The sequence below is a fragment of the Evansella sp. AB-rgal1 genome (genome assembly GCF_041820985.1).
Taxonomy (GTDB): domain Bacteria; phylum Bacillota; class Bacilli; order Bacillales; family Salisediminibacteriaceae; genus Evansella.
The window spans coordinates 1-14,708 of the sequence record NZ_JBGUAU010000022.1 but is presented as its reverse complement, the minus strand read 5'-3'; the positions used below and the strand labels follow the sequence as shown (position 1 = coordinate 14,708).

Sequence of the window (14,708 nt, the reverse complement as noted above, 5' to 3'; positions counted from 1 at the left end):
TAGATGGTGCCTTAACGTATTTATCACATCTTCTAACTTATTTTGGCAAGTAATCTATTAATGCCGTAGCAATGGAAAAATAAATTAATAAACCTAAGATGTCATTCACTGTCGTGATAAATGGACCTGACGCAATGGCTGGGTCTAGTTTTAGTTTATTGATGGCTACTGGTACTACAGCACCGATAATTGTAGCAACACTAAGGGTTAAGAACAAAGATACTCCGACAATAGCTGCTAATACAATACCACCTTCATATAAGAAAGGGATAACGATCATTAATACCACAGCACATATTAATCCAAGCATAAGACCAGTTCCAAACTCCCTTTTGACCGTATGGAGTAATCCTTTTCTCTCAAATGAACCAGTTGCTAAAGAACGTACCATTACAGCAAGAGACTGTGTACCAGTATTACCAGCTGAATCCATAATAAGTGGTATAAATACTGCTAATATCACTATTTCTTCCAATGTTTCTTCAAATTGACCAATAACACCTGCTGTAATTAACCCGAAGAACATTAGCGTAATAATCCAAGGAGAACGTTTCTTCGCTGCGGAAAAAGATGTAATATTAACATCAGTCGCCCCTTTGGAAGCTGTGAAATCATCAAAATCTTCTGTTGCCTCTTCTTCTAATACATCCATAACGTCATCAACCGTGACGATTCCAATAAGCTCATTTGTACTAGTGGTTACTGGTGCTGCTAACAAATCATAGTCCTTAATTAATTTAGCAACCTCTTCTTGATCTTGGTTTGCCTCCACTGAAACCACCTGTGTGCTCATGAGATTCTCGATGATCTCTGTTAGTGGCGCAACAATTAGGTCGCGTAAAGAAACTACTCCAACAAGTTTGTCTTTGCTGTCGGCTACATAAAGGTAATAAATAGTTTCTGCATCAGGTCCTTTCTTACGTAGAAGGTCCATTACATCTGAAACTGTCTCAGACGCATTTATTGCAATAAATTCTTTCGTCATTAATGAACCAGCTGATTCAGGAGGATAGGACATTAATTCAATGACTTCATCGGCCTCTTCTTTGTCCATAGCATTTAGTATTGTTTTTGCATGTGGTTCATTTATTTCTCCTAAGAAGTCTGCAATGTCATCAGACTGCATATAATTAAACATTTCTGCAACATAATTTTTGTCTAATTCAAAAATGACTTCCTTCTGAGATTCAATATCTAATCCCTGGAAAATATCCGCAAATTCTGTTGCAGAAAGATATTCATAAAACATAGGTCGTTTGTCTTTATATAAAGCTTCAAACAACTCTACCTGATCTGTAGGATGCAATTCTAAAAAATACTCAAGGAAAGTCTTTTTATCTCTATTTTTTAAAGCCTTAAAAATTGTATTAAAATATTCCACTCGAGCTTCTTCATTTAATCTGTTCATTTCCGTTTACCTCCTCGGACTTTATTACATGGAGGATTAATCATAAATACTCTCGTAATATAAAGTCGTCTTCTTCTGTTTTTGGTTTGAGTTAGTCCTAATTCTCAAAACCAAGTGGTATGGTCAAGGAATCATAACTAACATTTTTTGTTGACGCTACTACTACAAACATATACATATAGGGGTCACTATCCATTATTCATACCACCTCCAAAACAAAATAAAAAACCACCTTCTACGAACGAAGGTGGTTGTATACACAGTAAATTTCCGTACCTAAATAAACCTAAACTAGGCATAGAGATACACAAACGTTTCCCTCCATTCGTAGAGCTTTAGCACTGTGCGGCATAGGATTAAAATCCAGCTACGTTAAAAACCACCTTATGTCGATGGTTTCTGTTGACCCATTGGCGTCTTTGGACATTTTTGGGCAGCAGCATATCTCCAGCACAGGAGCCTCACCTAACGAGGAATTATTAAATTATTATCACAATGAACACCTTACAGTAGGGATAAAAAACTGTCAATAACTTTTTAGAATTCAAAAATGATATTGAGGATTTAAGTGCTTACTATCTCTAATTTTCCATTATTCAACTAAAGATAACGAACCTGACCAGCAATATTATTTTTCTATACATTCTTCACTTCATTTCTAATGCAATAGCTGTAAGTTTATCTGCAGAATGCGCTACTTCATCAAAAGCGCTTCCTAGTTCGTTTACTACTAATACAAAGGAAGATATTTCCTCATCGATTTTACTATTTTGATTCTTTGTATCCTCCATGGTTGATAATATTTGTGTAAAATGACTTTCTGTTTGGTCCATATACATATTTCCTGTTTTCACCACTTCTCTAATATTATCTAGAGACTTTGTTACTTCTTCCACCTGTGAATTTGTATTCAATATTAAACTTGATACATTCGTTACAGAATTCTTCGTTTGTTCAGATAATATGCGGATCTCTCCTGCTACAACAGCAAATCCTCTTCCTACTTCTCCTGCTCTAGCGGCTTCAATCGATGCATTTAATGACAATAAATTCGTTTGCTCCGCTATTCCTGTTACGATATCAACAATATCTTGCATTTGCTTAGAAATAGCCAACAACTCATTAACATCCTTCGATATGGTATCTAAAGAGTGATAAATATTCATCATATTTTTAGTTTGGGAATTTATTTGATCTTTCCCCTCTTCTGTTCTACTTGTTGCTAATGTTGATAGTTCTGCACCATGGTTAGCCAAAGTGACGATTTCATTTGATTGTAGAACAAGTTGTTGGAAACTAGCATTTGTTTGTTCCGAAATAGCTGCTAAATTCTCCGCAGCACTCGCAACGTTATTTCGTAATAATTTCTTTTGTTCTTCTATTTTCCCTTTTACTCTTTCAGACTCACAATCATAAGCTTCTAGAACAAGTTGTTGCTCCAAACTTAGAATCTTTGTTAATGCTCTAACCGCCATAAGACAATCTTTTTTCGTTGATACCTTTTCTTCAACAATATTAATAAGAGATACAAGTAGATCTTGAAATGCACTAATATACCATTTTGTCTGCAGTCCTATCTTTACATGGATCTGTGCGATTTTCACTCGTTTCGAAAAATATGTATCATCTATAACTCCATTAAACATTTCAATAATATGGTTCTTGAGAGTCTTCTTTAATCTTTCAATCGAACTGTTGTCGTTAATCGTTTGGATAAGAGTAGGTTCATTTTCTAGATTTATATAAAACCTATCAACAATCGTTTCAATATTTTCTTCAACAAAAGGTTGCAATGTATGGATAATCATTAAGTCTTGTTCTGTAAATTCAATCATTTTAAGCTGTCTTTCAATAACGCTTCCCTTTGAAATATGCAAGGTACCAGATCCAAGTTTTTCAAAATTTAGCTGTTGTGCATTTTCTTTTTTTCGTTTCAAAAATAGTGACATGATAACTTCCCCCTAAAAGTTTCATTCCTTATAACTATCCGTTGTATTGTTAAATTACTTTCAACAATTAATTTACTTCGTTTCCAATATATAACATGTTTTTCTACTAAGTAAACCATTAAATCACTTAAACATTGTTTATATAGTAATATAATAAAAACTAAATCAAAACAGACTAGAAAAATGACAAAAAACGGTTTTTTTCCACTAAGTAGAATGAATAATTACTTTAATTTAATAAATCCACTTATATGAATAGGTCCGATCAATAGGGAGAACTATAAAGGTACCTATCCTAGTTTCTTTGGAGGTTAACACATGGATTTCGTAGGCGTGGAATGGATTTGGAAATCAGCACTTATTGTTATTGGGGGAATCATTTTATTAAGAGTTGCAGGGAGAAAATCCATATCCCAAATGACCCTTGCACAAACTGTTATAATGATTGGAATTGGCTCTTTACTTATCCAACCTTTGGCGGGAGAAAATATATGGTCCACATTATTCGTTGGTGCTTTGTTAGTTATAACATTACTCATAGTAGAATACGGACAACTGAAGTTTGATTTCATTGAACAGCTCGTCACAGGTAATTCAAAAGTTTTAATTGAAAATGGGAATATAAATGTTCAAAATTTAAGAAGCACAAGACTGACAGTTGACCAGTTAGAAACGCAATTAAGGTTAAATAGCATTTCAAAGATGAGTGATGTAAAATGGGCTACTATAGAACCAAATGGACAAGTAGCTTTTGTATTAAAGGATGAAAAAAAGACTGCCACTAAGAAGGACATAGACGAAGTAAAAAAAGAGATAAGACAAATAAGAGATTACATTAATAACCTAACTCACAACCAACAACAACAAACCGACCTTCCAATTCAACAAACTCAAATGATGGACAATAGACAATTATTAACTTTAATTCATACATTATCGAATCAAATAAATGAATTGAAAGTAAATGTGGATTCCAGATCTAGCTCTAAAAAAGGGGATCAAGATTTATTCAGGGAAATAAAAGATGAAAGCCACAATATCTCAACACCAGAGCATTTACAATAAAAGTTATAAACAAAAAAACCAGCAGAGTTCTGCTGGTTTTTTTACACCGTACACCTAGAATTGATATGATTATATATATGTTACTTACGGAGCAAGCTATATCAGGAAACCCTACGGCACATAAAATGATCTACTTATGGCTGCTTCCTTCCGGATCTGACCAGATTCATAGGTTTTCATTGCGTAGGCCCTGATGGTCAACACCCGCTAACCGTAAGGCAATCCATACATAACCACACCGCTACTAGGAATTCAACCCCACTAAGGCGGATTGTGGGTTACAGGGCACCGCCAACTCCCCATCTAGTACGGTATGTATAAAATGACTCCCACAAATGCCGTCTCCCTAGTAGTTTTATAACCCGCTCTCGCAGGTGGGTTTCCGCATGATAACCTCTGCAGTCCTTATAAAAGGCATGGCATCAGTTAACAAATATAAGAATCCCAATAAAACAATACGGTTTAAAACAAAAAAGGGATTACGCACACCGTAGGATATGTTGTGTTTGTTTGTGATTACATATATTACTATAACACACAATTGTATTCTGCGCAACTTTTTCTCGTTCAAAAGTTATTTAATTTCGTTTGAATAGATATCTTATCACACTAAGGCCTTATTTTTAATATTAACACTATCATAAAGAAATCCCCCCTATTTCTCAATAGGGGGTTTCTTCCTACATTGACTAATGTCTACCAATAGCACACCTTTAACATAGATTTAGAGCTTTAATTTCCGTTTTCTAACTGTAGGATACTGGATATTTCAATCTCTTTTAATGCTTGCGAAGCAAGTTGGTCTGCTTCTTGGTTCTGTTTTCTTGAAACTAGAGAATACTCAGCACGGATCCCTAATTTATTTTGTTTCTCCTCTACTCGGTCTGCCCACTTATTTAATACCTCTTCCATTACAGCCCATTCTCCAGATAACTGGTTAATAACAACTTGAGAGTCACCAATAAATGTAACAGGGATATGATGTGCCCCCAGCTCCCCTAATTGCTGTAAAGCAAAATGTAATGCAGCGTATTCTGCCTCGTTGTTCGTATCTAAGGAGTCCACTAATACATTTTTACGTAAACGCCACGTCTTCCCATTTTGTTCGTAATAAATGACACAACCTAAACCTGACATCTTTGTTTGTATATCAAAGCCCCCGTCAAAATAAACAGTAATATTGTGTGGTTCCGTTTCTATTTCTGCTATGTACTTCTTTATCTCCTTTAACGACCAAGCACTATCTAAATTATCGATAAACGTTAGGTTTTTTACTCTTCCGGTATTTTGTAAATCCTCTGCAATCAAAATTGCTTTATCCACATTCATCTCTTCAGATATAAATGAAGTTTCTGTTCCTTTTTTCGTTTTGTATGTTATTTCTATTCTAACATTCATAATAAACCACCTTTTGTTAACTACTCATATAACAGTTTACATAATTAGTATTATCAAAATGTAAGCAAATAGTCCTTGCATATACTAAAATAGGGTTGTTCATAAGGTATTTAACCTAATACCTTCGTCACTCAAAAGATCCATGTTTCTTTTTTTCAAAAACTATCCCAAAATGATATGGTGGGAGCTTTACTTCTTTTATGAATTCAAAGTTTACAACCTTCCCCCACTCCTTAATTTGGTTTGGAGTTGGTCTAATCTTCATGGATGGTCCTCTCGGAGTATCATCCTGAATCCAATGAGTGATTCCTAGTATACCATTATCGCTAAGTAGATAATAAGCCGCTGTTAACAATTTTAACGGTTCCTCACAATGAACCATGTTAAATAAAGAAATGTAATCTATTGTACCACTGTATTTTTCAAGCTCCTCTATTGTTTTCTTCTCCGTAACGTCTCCTATTATTAGGTCAATATCTTCTTTTTTACTCTTCGGTATCGCTTCCCTACATTCATTGAGTACTTTGTCGTCAATGTCTATCCCTACAGCTTTTCCTCTAATTATTTCAGAAGCAGGAACTAGGAAGGTCCCATACCCACACCCTATATCAATAAATGTATTTATATGTTGATTAACACCCATTTTTTTTATCACTTCATCTGGATAAAAAAAACTATTCCATACCTTCATTGTTGGCATACCTGATTCTCGAAACTTCACAAAACTCATCCCTTTATTGTTAAAAGTTTTCCTAGATTAATTGTATTTATATTTTTACAATAAAGGAAATGCATAATAATGATGATATCAATAACATTTTTGCATACTAGAATAGGAGTGCTTTCTAAAACAATTATGAAAAGAGGTGTAGTATGGAATTGCATCAACTTAAATCATTTTATTATGTTGCAACTAACTTAAATTTTTCAAGAGCGGCTGAGATCGTTTCTTTAAGTCAACCAGCAGTTTCAAGACAAATCGACTCACTTGAGAGGCATTTTGGATTAGATTTATTCTATCGTATAGGAAAACGTATTGAATTAACGGACGCTGGAAGGAGACTTCTCTATTACGCAGAACAAATATTGCAATTATCGGAGCAAACAGAAAAATCAATGCTGTCTCTAAAAAATGTAAATGAAGGGGAACTTACAATTGGGGCTGGAACAACAGTGGGAAATTATGTTCTTTCTCCTTTAATTTTAGAATTTGAAAAACTATATCCAAAAATACAAACAAAGCTGATCATCGCTAATACTTCTACAATTGAAGAGAAAATAAAAAATGGATCCATAGATATTGTAGTCATCGCTAAGTCAGAACCACATTCTGATTTAATGGTTGAACCTATTTTTGAAGACGAAATACTTCCGCTAGCATCAGCTGACTACTTCAAAAACATAATTAGGGCAACCACAATTTCAGACTTGTCAAATGAGGTTTTTTTGCTAAGAGAACAAGGATCAAATACTAGGGAGAACATTGATTTATTAATGGACAAACATAACTTTAAGCCTAAGAAGGTCATTGAATTAGGAACTAACGAAGCAATCAAGCACTCTATTTTAAGAGGTCATGGTATCGGATTTCTATCTAAATTTACGACTCAATTAGAAATAGACCATCAGTTACTCTACCCTATTCAGATAAATGAAAGATGTAAGAGACAGTTCTCTGCCATTTATCATAAAGGTAGATATACTTCACCTATCATATTCACCTTTACTTCTTTCTTGAAAGATTGTATCCATAACTATAGTAGGATGGGATAAACCTATTTTATTGTTATGAAAGATGTTGGTTGCGTATCTTTAACTGTGATTATTTTCGTTCTAAGAGGTTAGAAGCTTTCTTTAAGGAATATCTCCATTTACATCAAATCCAAGTTTATCGAATTAACATTATATTTACATTGAAATAGTTTCAATATATACAAAGTCCTAGTAAAATGAATGGGATTAGGGATGGATGATCAGGGCAATTGAAGTGCTACAATAAGCAAGAGAGAAGGCTTATGAGTGGTTTAAAGAGATAAAATAGTATTTTCTGAGGATTTGGAGTGATGAAATTGAGCGATAAGGACACAAATCAGCAACCAAAAAAAGGCGTAGCCTCGCTGCTAGAGGTATTTATTGTTTCCCTGAGATTAGGTTTAACTTCATTTGGAGGGCCTATTGCCCATTTAGGTTATTTCCACAATGAATATGTGCGAAGAAGAAAATGGCTTGATGAACGAAGTTATGCGGACTTAGTAGCACTCTGTCAGTTTTTACCTGGACCTGCAAGTAGTCAGGTCGGTATTGGTATTGGAGTTATGCGTAGTGGATTATTTGGGGGAATTGTAGCGTTTCTTGGATTTACTCTCCCATCTGTCATAGCACTTATTTTATTTGCACTTTTTGTCCAAGGTTTCGATGTTGGAAATGCCGGTTGGATTCAAGGCTTGAAAATTGTGGCTGTTGCAGTTGTTGCACATGCAATTTTAGGGATGGCTTCCAAGCTTACACCGGATGCAAAAAGAAGAAGCATTGCATTATTTGCAGTTGTTGTTACATTGCTATGGCAAACAGTTATCACCCAAGTTGTTATTATCGTCATCGCGGCATTCATTGGTTTTTGGATGTATCGGGAACAAAAAGCACCAGAAATATCCCATATTCATGTTCCTATTAGTAAAAAGTTTGCCATAGGATGTCTAACGTTATTTTTCGGTCTACTCTTTTTGCTACCATTCTTAAGAGAGCTTACTCAAATCCATTGGATCGCTGTGTTTGATAGTTTTTATCGAGCTGGCTCCCTCGTATTTGGTGGTGGCCATGTAGTATTACCACTAATTGAAAGAGAGCTTGTACCAGTAGGTTGGATAACGGAAGAAGCGTTCCTTGCGGGTTATGGTGCTACACAAGCAGTTCCAGGTCCATTGTTTACTTTTGCAGCGTATTTAGGTGCAATCATGAATGGCTGGAGTGGTGCATTATTAGCAACTGTAGCAATCTTTTTACCAGCTTTCTTACTAATCTTAGGTACTCTTCCGTTTTGGGGAGCTTTCCGAAGTAATCCAAAAATACAAGGAGCTCTTTTTGGAGTAAATGCAGCTGTTGTTGGTATTTTAATTGCTGCTTTGTACCACCCGATTTGGACGAGTTCCATTTTAAGTCCTCTTGATTTTTCATTAGCTGCGATTTTGTTTGGGATGCTTGTGTTCTGGAAACTACCACCTTGGGCTGTGGTGTTAGCTGGAGCAATTGGTGGAACGCTAATAGGGTTGATCTGAAGCGGAACAATATATTCACGAAATCCGACCGCAAGTGAAAGTACACTCCGTTTTGAAAGACGAATTAAAAAAGATTTTCCCAGAAGGATAATGTTTTTAGATACAACAATGGAGATGTCGTGTGTAGGTTACACAGTGACATCTCTTTCTTTTGAACACATGTAATGTGATGCCGACAGTCAATTCCTCAGACCAGTGCATCTAGCAACCATCACTTAACTTCCGAATCAAACCTTCCTACACAAAAATAAGCAACAGATTTTTACATATGATAAATATGTAATACAATAAACACATAAACAATACACGGTTAGTGTTAATTGATATGAATAACATGTAAACCGTTCACTATCCATAGGGGTGATTAGCATGGCAAATAATGTAGAAAAAGCAACATTTGCAGGGGGATGTTTTTGGTGTATGGTAAAGCCGTTTGATGAGTTCCCTGGTATCTATAAAGTAATTTCCGGTTTTGCAGGTGGTACGAAAGAAAATCCAACGTATGAAGAGGTTGCTTCAGGACAATCAGATCATCGTGAAGTAGTACAAATCACCTTTGATCCTGCCATATTTCCATACGAAAAACTATTAGACATCTTTTGGAGAAATATTGACCCAACTGATGAGGGTGGACAATTTTTTGACCGTGGAGAACATTACAAAACAGCAATATATTACCATAATGATAAACAAAAACAGCTTGCAAAAGAATCTAAGCAAAAACTAGAAGAAAGCCAAAAATTCGATAAAGCTATTGCAACTGACATTCTTCCAGCAACCGAATTTTATCCTGCCGATGAAGGCCATCAAGACTATTACAAGAAAAACCCATTCCACTATAACCGTTATTTTGAAGGTTCTGGTCGGAAAGCTTTTACAGAAAGCAAATGGAAAATAGAGAAAGACCCAACAACGCTCAAGGAAACATTAACACCGATTCAATATGAAGTAACACAAAATAACGGTACAGAGCGCCCTTACACAGGTGAATATTATACAAACGTGGAACAAGGAATTTACGTGGATATCGTGTCAGGTGAGCCCCTATTCAGCTCTAAGGACCAATATGATGCTGGTTGTGGTTGGCCTAGTTTTACTCGCCCCATAAGTCATTATCATGTTGTGGATAAACTAGATCAAAGCCATGGGATGATTCGAACCGAAGTTCGGAGTAAATATGGAGATTCCCACTTAGGTCATGTATTTAATGATGGTCCTAGAGATCAAGGTGGGTTGCGATACTGCATAAACTCTGCAGCGCTGCGCTTCATTCCTGTTAGAGACTTAGAAAAAGAAGGCTATAGCGAATATAAAGTGTTGTTCGAGGGTGATGCAAAGTGAGGAAAGAATATAATCTCCAAGCTGATACGGTAGAAAAAGCGATTTTTGGCATGGGTTGATTCTGGGGTCCTGATGCCCAGTTTGGACATCTACCTGGAGTAATGAAGACAACCGTTGGGTATTCAGGAGGAACTACTACTGATCCAACGTACCGACAAATGGGAGATCATACGGAGACTCTTCAAATTGAATACAATCCAAGCATCATTACGTACGAGGAGTTATTACAGGTTTTTTGGAAAAATCACAATCCACTTCGTACTATCAATTACAAAGGACGGCAATACATTTCTCTTCTACTCTATCAGAGCGCTGAACAGAAAAAACTCGCGGAGGATACAAAAGGTATTTGGGAAGAAACATTAGATGGCACGATTTCAACAGAGATTTCTCCCTACCATGTTTTTTATCCTGCAGAAGAGTATCATCAGAAATACTATTTAAAGAGATATAAAAATGCTACGAAGACCTTACTCGATTTTTTCCGTACACAGGAAGCACTTACAAACTCTACTTTCGCCGCACGTTTAAACGGATTTGTGAAAGGGCATGGATCTCTTAACTCTATCAAAAAAGATATTACAAGATGGGGTATTGAAGAGAATCAATCCAAAGAATTAATCGAGGTATTGGACAACCTAAAATGGTAAAAGAAGCTTCTGCCTAATCGTCGGGCAGAAGTTTTTGTCTTCCCTCTCGCTTCATGAGAAACAGGCATTTATGGTATAGTTAACTTACTTGTTTTATATTTGAAGGGATGTATATACATGAAAAAAAGCGTAGTAATTGCGGAAAAGCCTTCCGTTGCTCGTGATATTGCACGAGTATTAAACTGTAAGAAAAAAGGTAATGGCTTCCTTGAAGGAGATAAGTATGTTGTCACGTGGGCGTTAGGTCATTTAGTAACTCTCGCTGACCCTGAGACATATGACGATAAATATAAAGAGTGGAAGATAGAAGATTTACCTATGATTCCAAAGGATCTGAAGCTTGTTGTAATTAAACAAACGAGCAAACAGTATCATGCGGTAAAAAGTCAGTTACACCGATCCGACGTGGGGGAAATAATCATTGCCACAGACGCAGCACGAGAAGGTGAATTAGTTGCTAGGTGGATTATAGAAAAAGCTAAGATCAACAAACCTATCAAACGACTATGGATTTCTTCCGTAACAGACAAAGCAATTAAGGAAGGCTTTCAAAAGTTAAAAAACGGGAAAGAATATGAAAATTTGTATCACTCTGCAGTAGCTCGTTCTGAAGCAGATTGGTACATCGGTTTAAATGCTACGAGAGCATTAACATGTAAATTTAATGCTCAATTATCGTGCGGTCGAGTCCAAACACCTACGGTTGCTATTATCGCTAAGCGTGAAGACGAGATACGAACTTTTCAACCTAAAACATTCTACGGAATTCAAGCGAAATCCGATAACAATGTAACTTTCACTTGGCAAGATAAGAAAACAAACGACTTCCGAACTTTTTCCAAGGAAAAAGCAGATGAACTAGTATCAAAGACAAATCAAAAGCAAGCAAAAATAATGGAAATAGACAAAAAACATAAGAAAAGCTTTGCTCCACAGCTTTATGACTTAACAGAGCTACAGCGAGATGCAAACAAAGCATTTAACTTTTCAGCCAAAGAAACACTGTCGATCATGCAAAAGCTCTATGAACAGCACAAAGTGTTAACATATCCACGTACTGATTCAAGATATATCTCTAGCGATATTGTTGATACGTTGAAAGACCGAGTGAAAGCATGTGGAAAAGGATCCAATTCCTATACAAAGTTATCACATAAAGTTTTACAACAGCCAATAAAAACAAACAAATCCTTTGTGGATGATTCCAAAGTTTCCGATCACCATGCAATTATTCCAACAGAAGAAACTCCTATCATTGCGAACTTTACAGATAAAGAACGAAAAATTTATGACTTAGTTGTGAAACGATTTTTAGCTGCCCTATATCCTCCTTTCGAGTATGAACAAACCACAGTAAAAGTGGAGTTGGGAAATGAAACGTTTGTTGCTCGAGGAAAGATGGTTCTTTCCTTAGGCTGGAAAGAAGTCTATGGAAATGTATCCGAGGATAGTGAAAACAACGATGAGATGAAAGAACAGGTTTTACCTAGCTTGACAAAAGGAGCCACGCTTACCATAACATCAGTAAAGCAAACACAGGGAGAGACGAAACCACCTGCTCGCTTTAATGAAGGATCGTTGTTATCTGCTATGGAAAACCCAGCTAAATACATGACAGGAGAAACGAAGGATTTAGCAAAAATGTTAGAAAAAACAGGTGGACTAGGTACAGTTGCAACTCGTGCCGATATTATAGAAAAATTATTTAATTCGTTTCTTATTGAAAAGAAAGGGAAAGATATTTTTCTAACATCTAAAGGAAAGCAACTACTCGATTTAGTTCCAGAAGACTTAAGATCTCCTGCTTTAACTGCAGATTGGGAGCAAAAGCTTGAAGCCATTGCTAAAGGAAAATTAAATAAAAATGTATTTATCAATGATATGAAGAGCTATGCAAAAACAGTTGTTCATGAAATCAAAAATAGCACTAAGACATATAAGCATAACAATATGACTGGAACAAAGTGTCCTGATTGTGGAAAACTCATGCTTGAAGTAAATAACAAGAAGGGCAAAATGTATGTTTGTCAGGATCGTGATTGCGGACACCGTAAGAATATTTCCAAAGTGACAAATGCTCGCTGTCCTAAATGTAAAAAGAAATTAGAACTCCGAGGTCAAGGGGAAGGACAGGTTTTCGTATGTAAATGTGGACATAAGGAAAAGCTCTCAACATTCAATGAACGTAAGAGTAAAGAGAAAAACACAAAGCTATCGAAACGCGAAGTAAATCAATTTATGAAGAAACAAAGCAAACAAGATGATGAACCATTTAACCCAGCATTAGCTGATGCATTGGCAAAACTGAAATTAAAGTAAAAAAAGTTGTGTCGAGTTCCATAAATTGGTTTCAGACACTAAAGAGTTCCGTATCCTATCGCAAAATTGTAAATTACAATTGAAAATGTATGCTAATATGCACCTCTATTTATAGCTTTATTTGTGGCAATTAAATATGAAAAGGCTTGGTTTTCACATCTGTTAACCGAGCCTTTTAATTAAGTAGGTAATTTTTCTTATATAACTAACGTACTAATTTAAGTTTACCACTTCACAAAGTTACATTACTTTTAACATATACATTGAAACTTTTTTTACTCACATTTCATGTTATATTTTATAGAGCACCTCCAAGAACTTAAGATACTCTTTACACACGAATCATTGAACTCCTTGTTATTCTTTTCCGCTAAGTTCTAAAATATTTAAACCTTCGGATGCCTCTGGTGCTTCAAAAAATTTAGTAACATGAATAAACACCTCTTCCGTGTCAAAAGCTGCTCTCTCGGGTTGTTCTTTACGCCTTCGTGCAATATGACGTAAGCATTGCTCGTTAGTTAGATTAAGGAAAATTAGGTGATGGCTTGCATTGACCTCTGACGCCATGTCCAAAAACCACTTTCGCAGTTGTTTAGTGTTTGCTGGATAATCCATCACTACATCTGTACCGACACCTAATATGTTTTGGACATGCTTTTCTACCAACGGCTTGAGCTGCGCTGAAAATTTTAAATAGTCCTCAAATGATGTAATCTGATTAGGATAAAGAGATGAAAGCCATTCATCTTCAGACAACAGTACAGCATGCTTATCAATCGCCAATTGTTTTGATTTAGTCGATTTCCCAGCACCCATTTTTCCACAGAAAAAGTATAGCGTTCCCAATTGTTTCATATTTTTTAACCCCTCGCACTAATTTTTACTTACTCTACCAATTTGATTTCTATTCCTTCTTTAACAAAGGTTTCCCGTTTTTTTAAAATACTTCCCTTCACAAAGTCCTTATTTTTATATGTTAATTCTAACATAAATACCTAATCAGAATTCCTTTTTTTTACATTTATCTGCATTCAACTATGTAACTGATTTTACATACTAACAATTGCAATTGTAAACGAACATTTTTTCAGCAAATAACCATACAAATTAGAATCAAAAATTCTATAAAACCTTTATATGACAACAAAAAAAGACTAACAAATCGGTTACAATTTGCTAGTCATATTAAGTTTCATAGGCAACTGAACCACTAGTATTGCAAAAGTATCCACAAGAGGATATTGAGATTACTTTTCGTTACTATTATGTATAATTTTTCCATTCGGATTTCTTAGCCTTGAGC

The 14,708-nt window shown here is 35.6% G+C and carries 10 protein-coding genes, 2 other RNA genes, 1 pseudogene and 1 riboswitch; of the genes and pseudogenes, 6 read left to right on the top strand and 7 right to left on the bottom strand.

What is annotated here, in order from left to right; all coding sequences use genetic code 11:
- Positions 1-37: 37 nt before the first annotated feature.
- Together mgtE and ACERII_RS17610 are read right to left on the bottom strand one after the other, a co-directional pair.
- Complete coding sequence (gene mgtE, locus ACERII_RS17615; protein ID WP_373644072.1) at positions 38-1,408, bottom strand: magnesium transporter; 1,371 nt, start codon at positions 1,406-1,408, stop codon at positions 38-40.
- A 312-nt stretch (positions 1,409-1,720) separates the two neighbouring features.
- Positions 1,721-1,888, bottom strand: a riboswitch (M-box (ykoK) riboswitch).
- Positions 1,889-2,055: 167 nt separating this feature from the next.
- The gene (locus tag ACERII_RS17610) at positions 2,056-3,357 is read right to left on the bottom strand and encodes a protoglobin domain-containing protein (RefSeq protein WP_373644071.1); all 1,302 of its coding nucleotides are present in this window, start codon (positions 3,355-3,357) and stop codon (positions 2,056-2,058) included.
- Between the two features lie 318 nt (positions 3,358-3,675).
- Here ACERII_RS17610 and ACERII_RS17605 point away from each other — a divergent pair, with 318 nt between their 5' ends.
- Positions 3,676-4,422 (top strand): DUF421 domain-containing protein, encoded by a 747-nt coding sequence (locus ACERII_RS17605; protein ID WP_373644070.1) that lies wholly within the window; start codon positions 3,676-3,678, stop codon positions 4,420-4,422.
- A 46-nt stretch (positions 4,423-4,468) separates the two neighbouring features.
- Here the strand turns inward: ACERII_RS17605 and ffs are convergent.
- The 4 genes from ffs to ACERII_RS17585 all read right to left on the bottom strand — a co-directional run bounded on the left by ffs (position 4,469) and on the right by ACERII_RS17585 (position 6,541).
- An RNA gene (ffs, locus tag ACERII_RS17600) (signal recognition particle sRNA large type) lies at positions 4,469-4,734 on the bottom strand.
- A gap of 10 nt (positions 4,735-4,744) precedes the next feature.
- Positions 4,745-4,922, bottom strand: a non-coding RNA gene (ssrS, locus tag ACERII_RS17595) — 6S RNA.
- A gap of 232 nt (positions 4,923-5,154) precedes the next feature.
- A complete protein-coding gene (locus tag ACERII_RS17590) occupies positions 5,155-5,820 on the bottom strand; it encodes a ribonuclease H family protein (protein WP_373644068.1) in 666 nt (221 codons plus the stop codon).
- 127 nt (positions 5,821-5,947) lie between these two features.
- Positions 5,948-6,541, bottom strand: a complete 594-nt coding sequence (locus ACERII_RS17585; RefSeq protein WP_373644066.1) for a class I SAM-dependent methyltransferase — start codon at positions 6,539-6,541, stop codon at positions 5,948-5,950.
- Positions 6,542-6,693: 152 nt separating this feature from the next.
- Here ACERII_RS17585 and ACERII_RS17580 point away from each other — a divergent pair, with 152 nt between their 5' ends.
- The 5 genes and pseudogenes from ACERII_RS17580 (at position 6,694) to ACERII_RS17560 (ending at position 13,405) form a co-directional block, all read left to right on the top strand.
- Positions 6,694-7,593 carry a LysR family transcriptional regulator gene (locus ACERII_RS17580; RefSeq protein ID WP_373644064.1) on the top strand — a complete coding sequence of 300 codons (900 nt, stop codon included), beginning with the start codon at positions 6,694-6,696 and terminating at the stop codon, positions 7,591-7,593.
- Positions 7,594-7,889: 296 nt separating this feature from the next.
- Positions 7,890-9,095: a chromate efflux transporter gene (gene chrA / locus ACERII_RS17575; protein WP_373644063.1), complete on the top strand. Its 1,206-nt coding sequence runs from the start codon at positions 7,890-7,892 to the stop codon at positions 9,093-9,095.
- Between the two features lie 369 nt (positions 9,096-9,464).
- A complete protein-coding gene (gene msrB / locus ACERII_RS17570) occupies positions 9,465-10,436 on the top strand; it encodes a peptide-methionine (R)-S-oxide reductase MsrB (RefSeq protein WP_373644062.1) in 972 nt (323 codons plus the stop codon).
- A 71-nt stretch (positions 10,437-10,507) separates the two neighbouring features.
- Positions 10,508-11,086 (top strand): annotated as a pseudogene (locus ACERII_RS17565) (peptide-methionine (S)-S-oxide reductase); the annotation flags it as partial.
- Positions 11,087-11,203: 117 nt separating this feature from the next.
- Positions 11,204-13,405 (top strand): DNA topoisomerase III, encoded by a 2,202-nt coding sequence (locus tag ACERII_RS17560; protein ID WP_373644061.1) that lies wholly within the window; start codon positions 11,204-11,206, stop codon positions 13,403-13,405.
- 357 nt (positions 13,406-13,762) lie between these two features.
- On the opposite strand, the gene ACERII_RS17555 is transcribed toward ACERII_RS17560, so the two are convergent.
- Entirely contained in the window at positions 13,763-14,260 is a 498-nt protein-coding gene (locus tag ACERII_RS17555) for a P-loop nucleotide/nucleoside kinase family protein (protein WP_373644060.1), read from the bottom strand.
- Between the last annotated feature and the right edge of the window lie 448 nt (positions 14,261-14,708).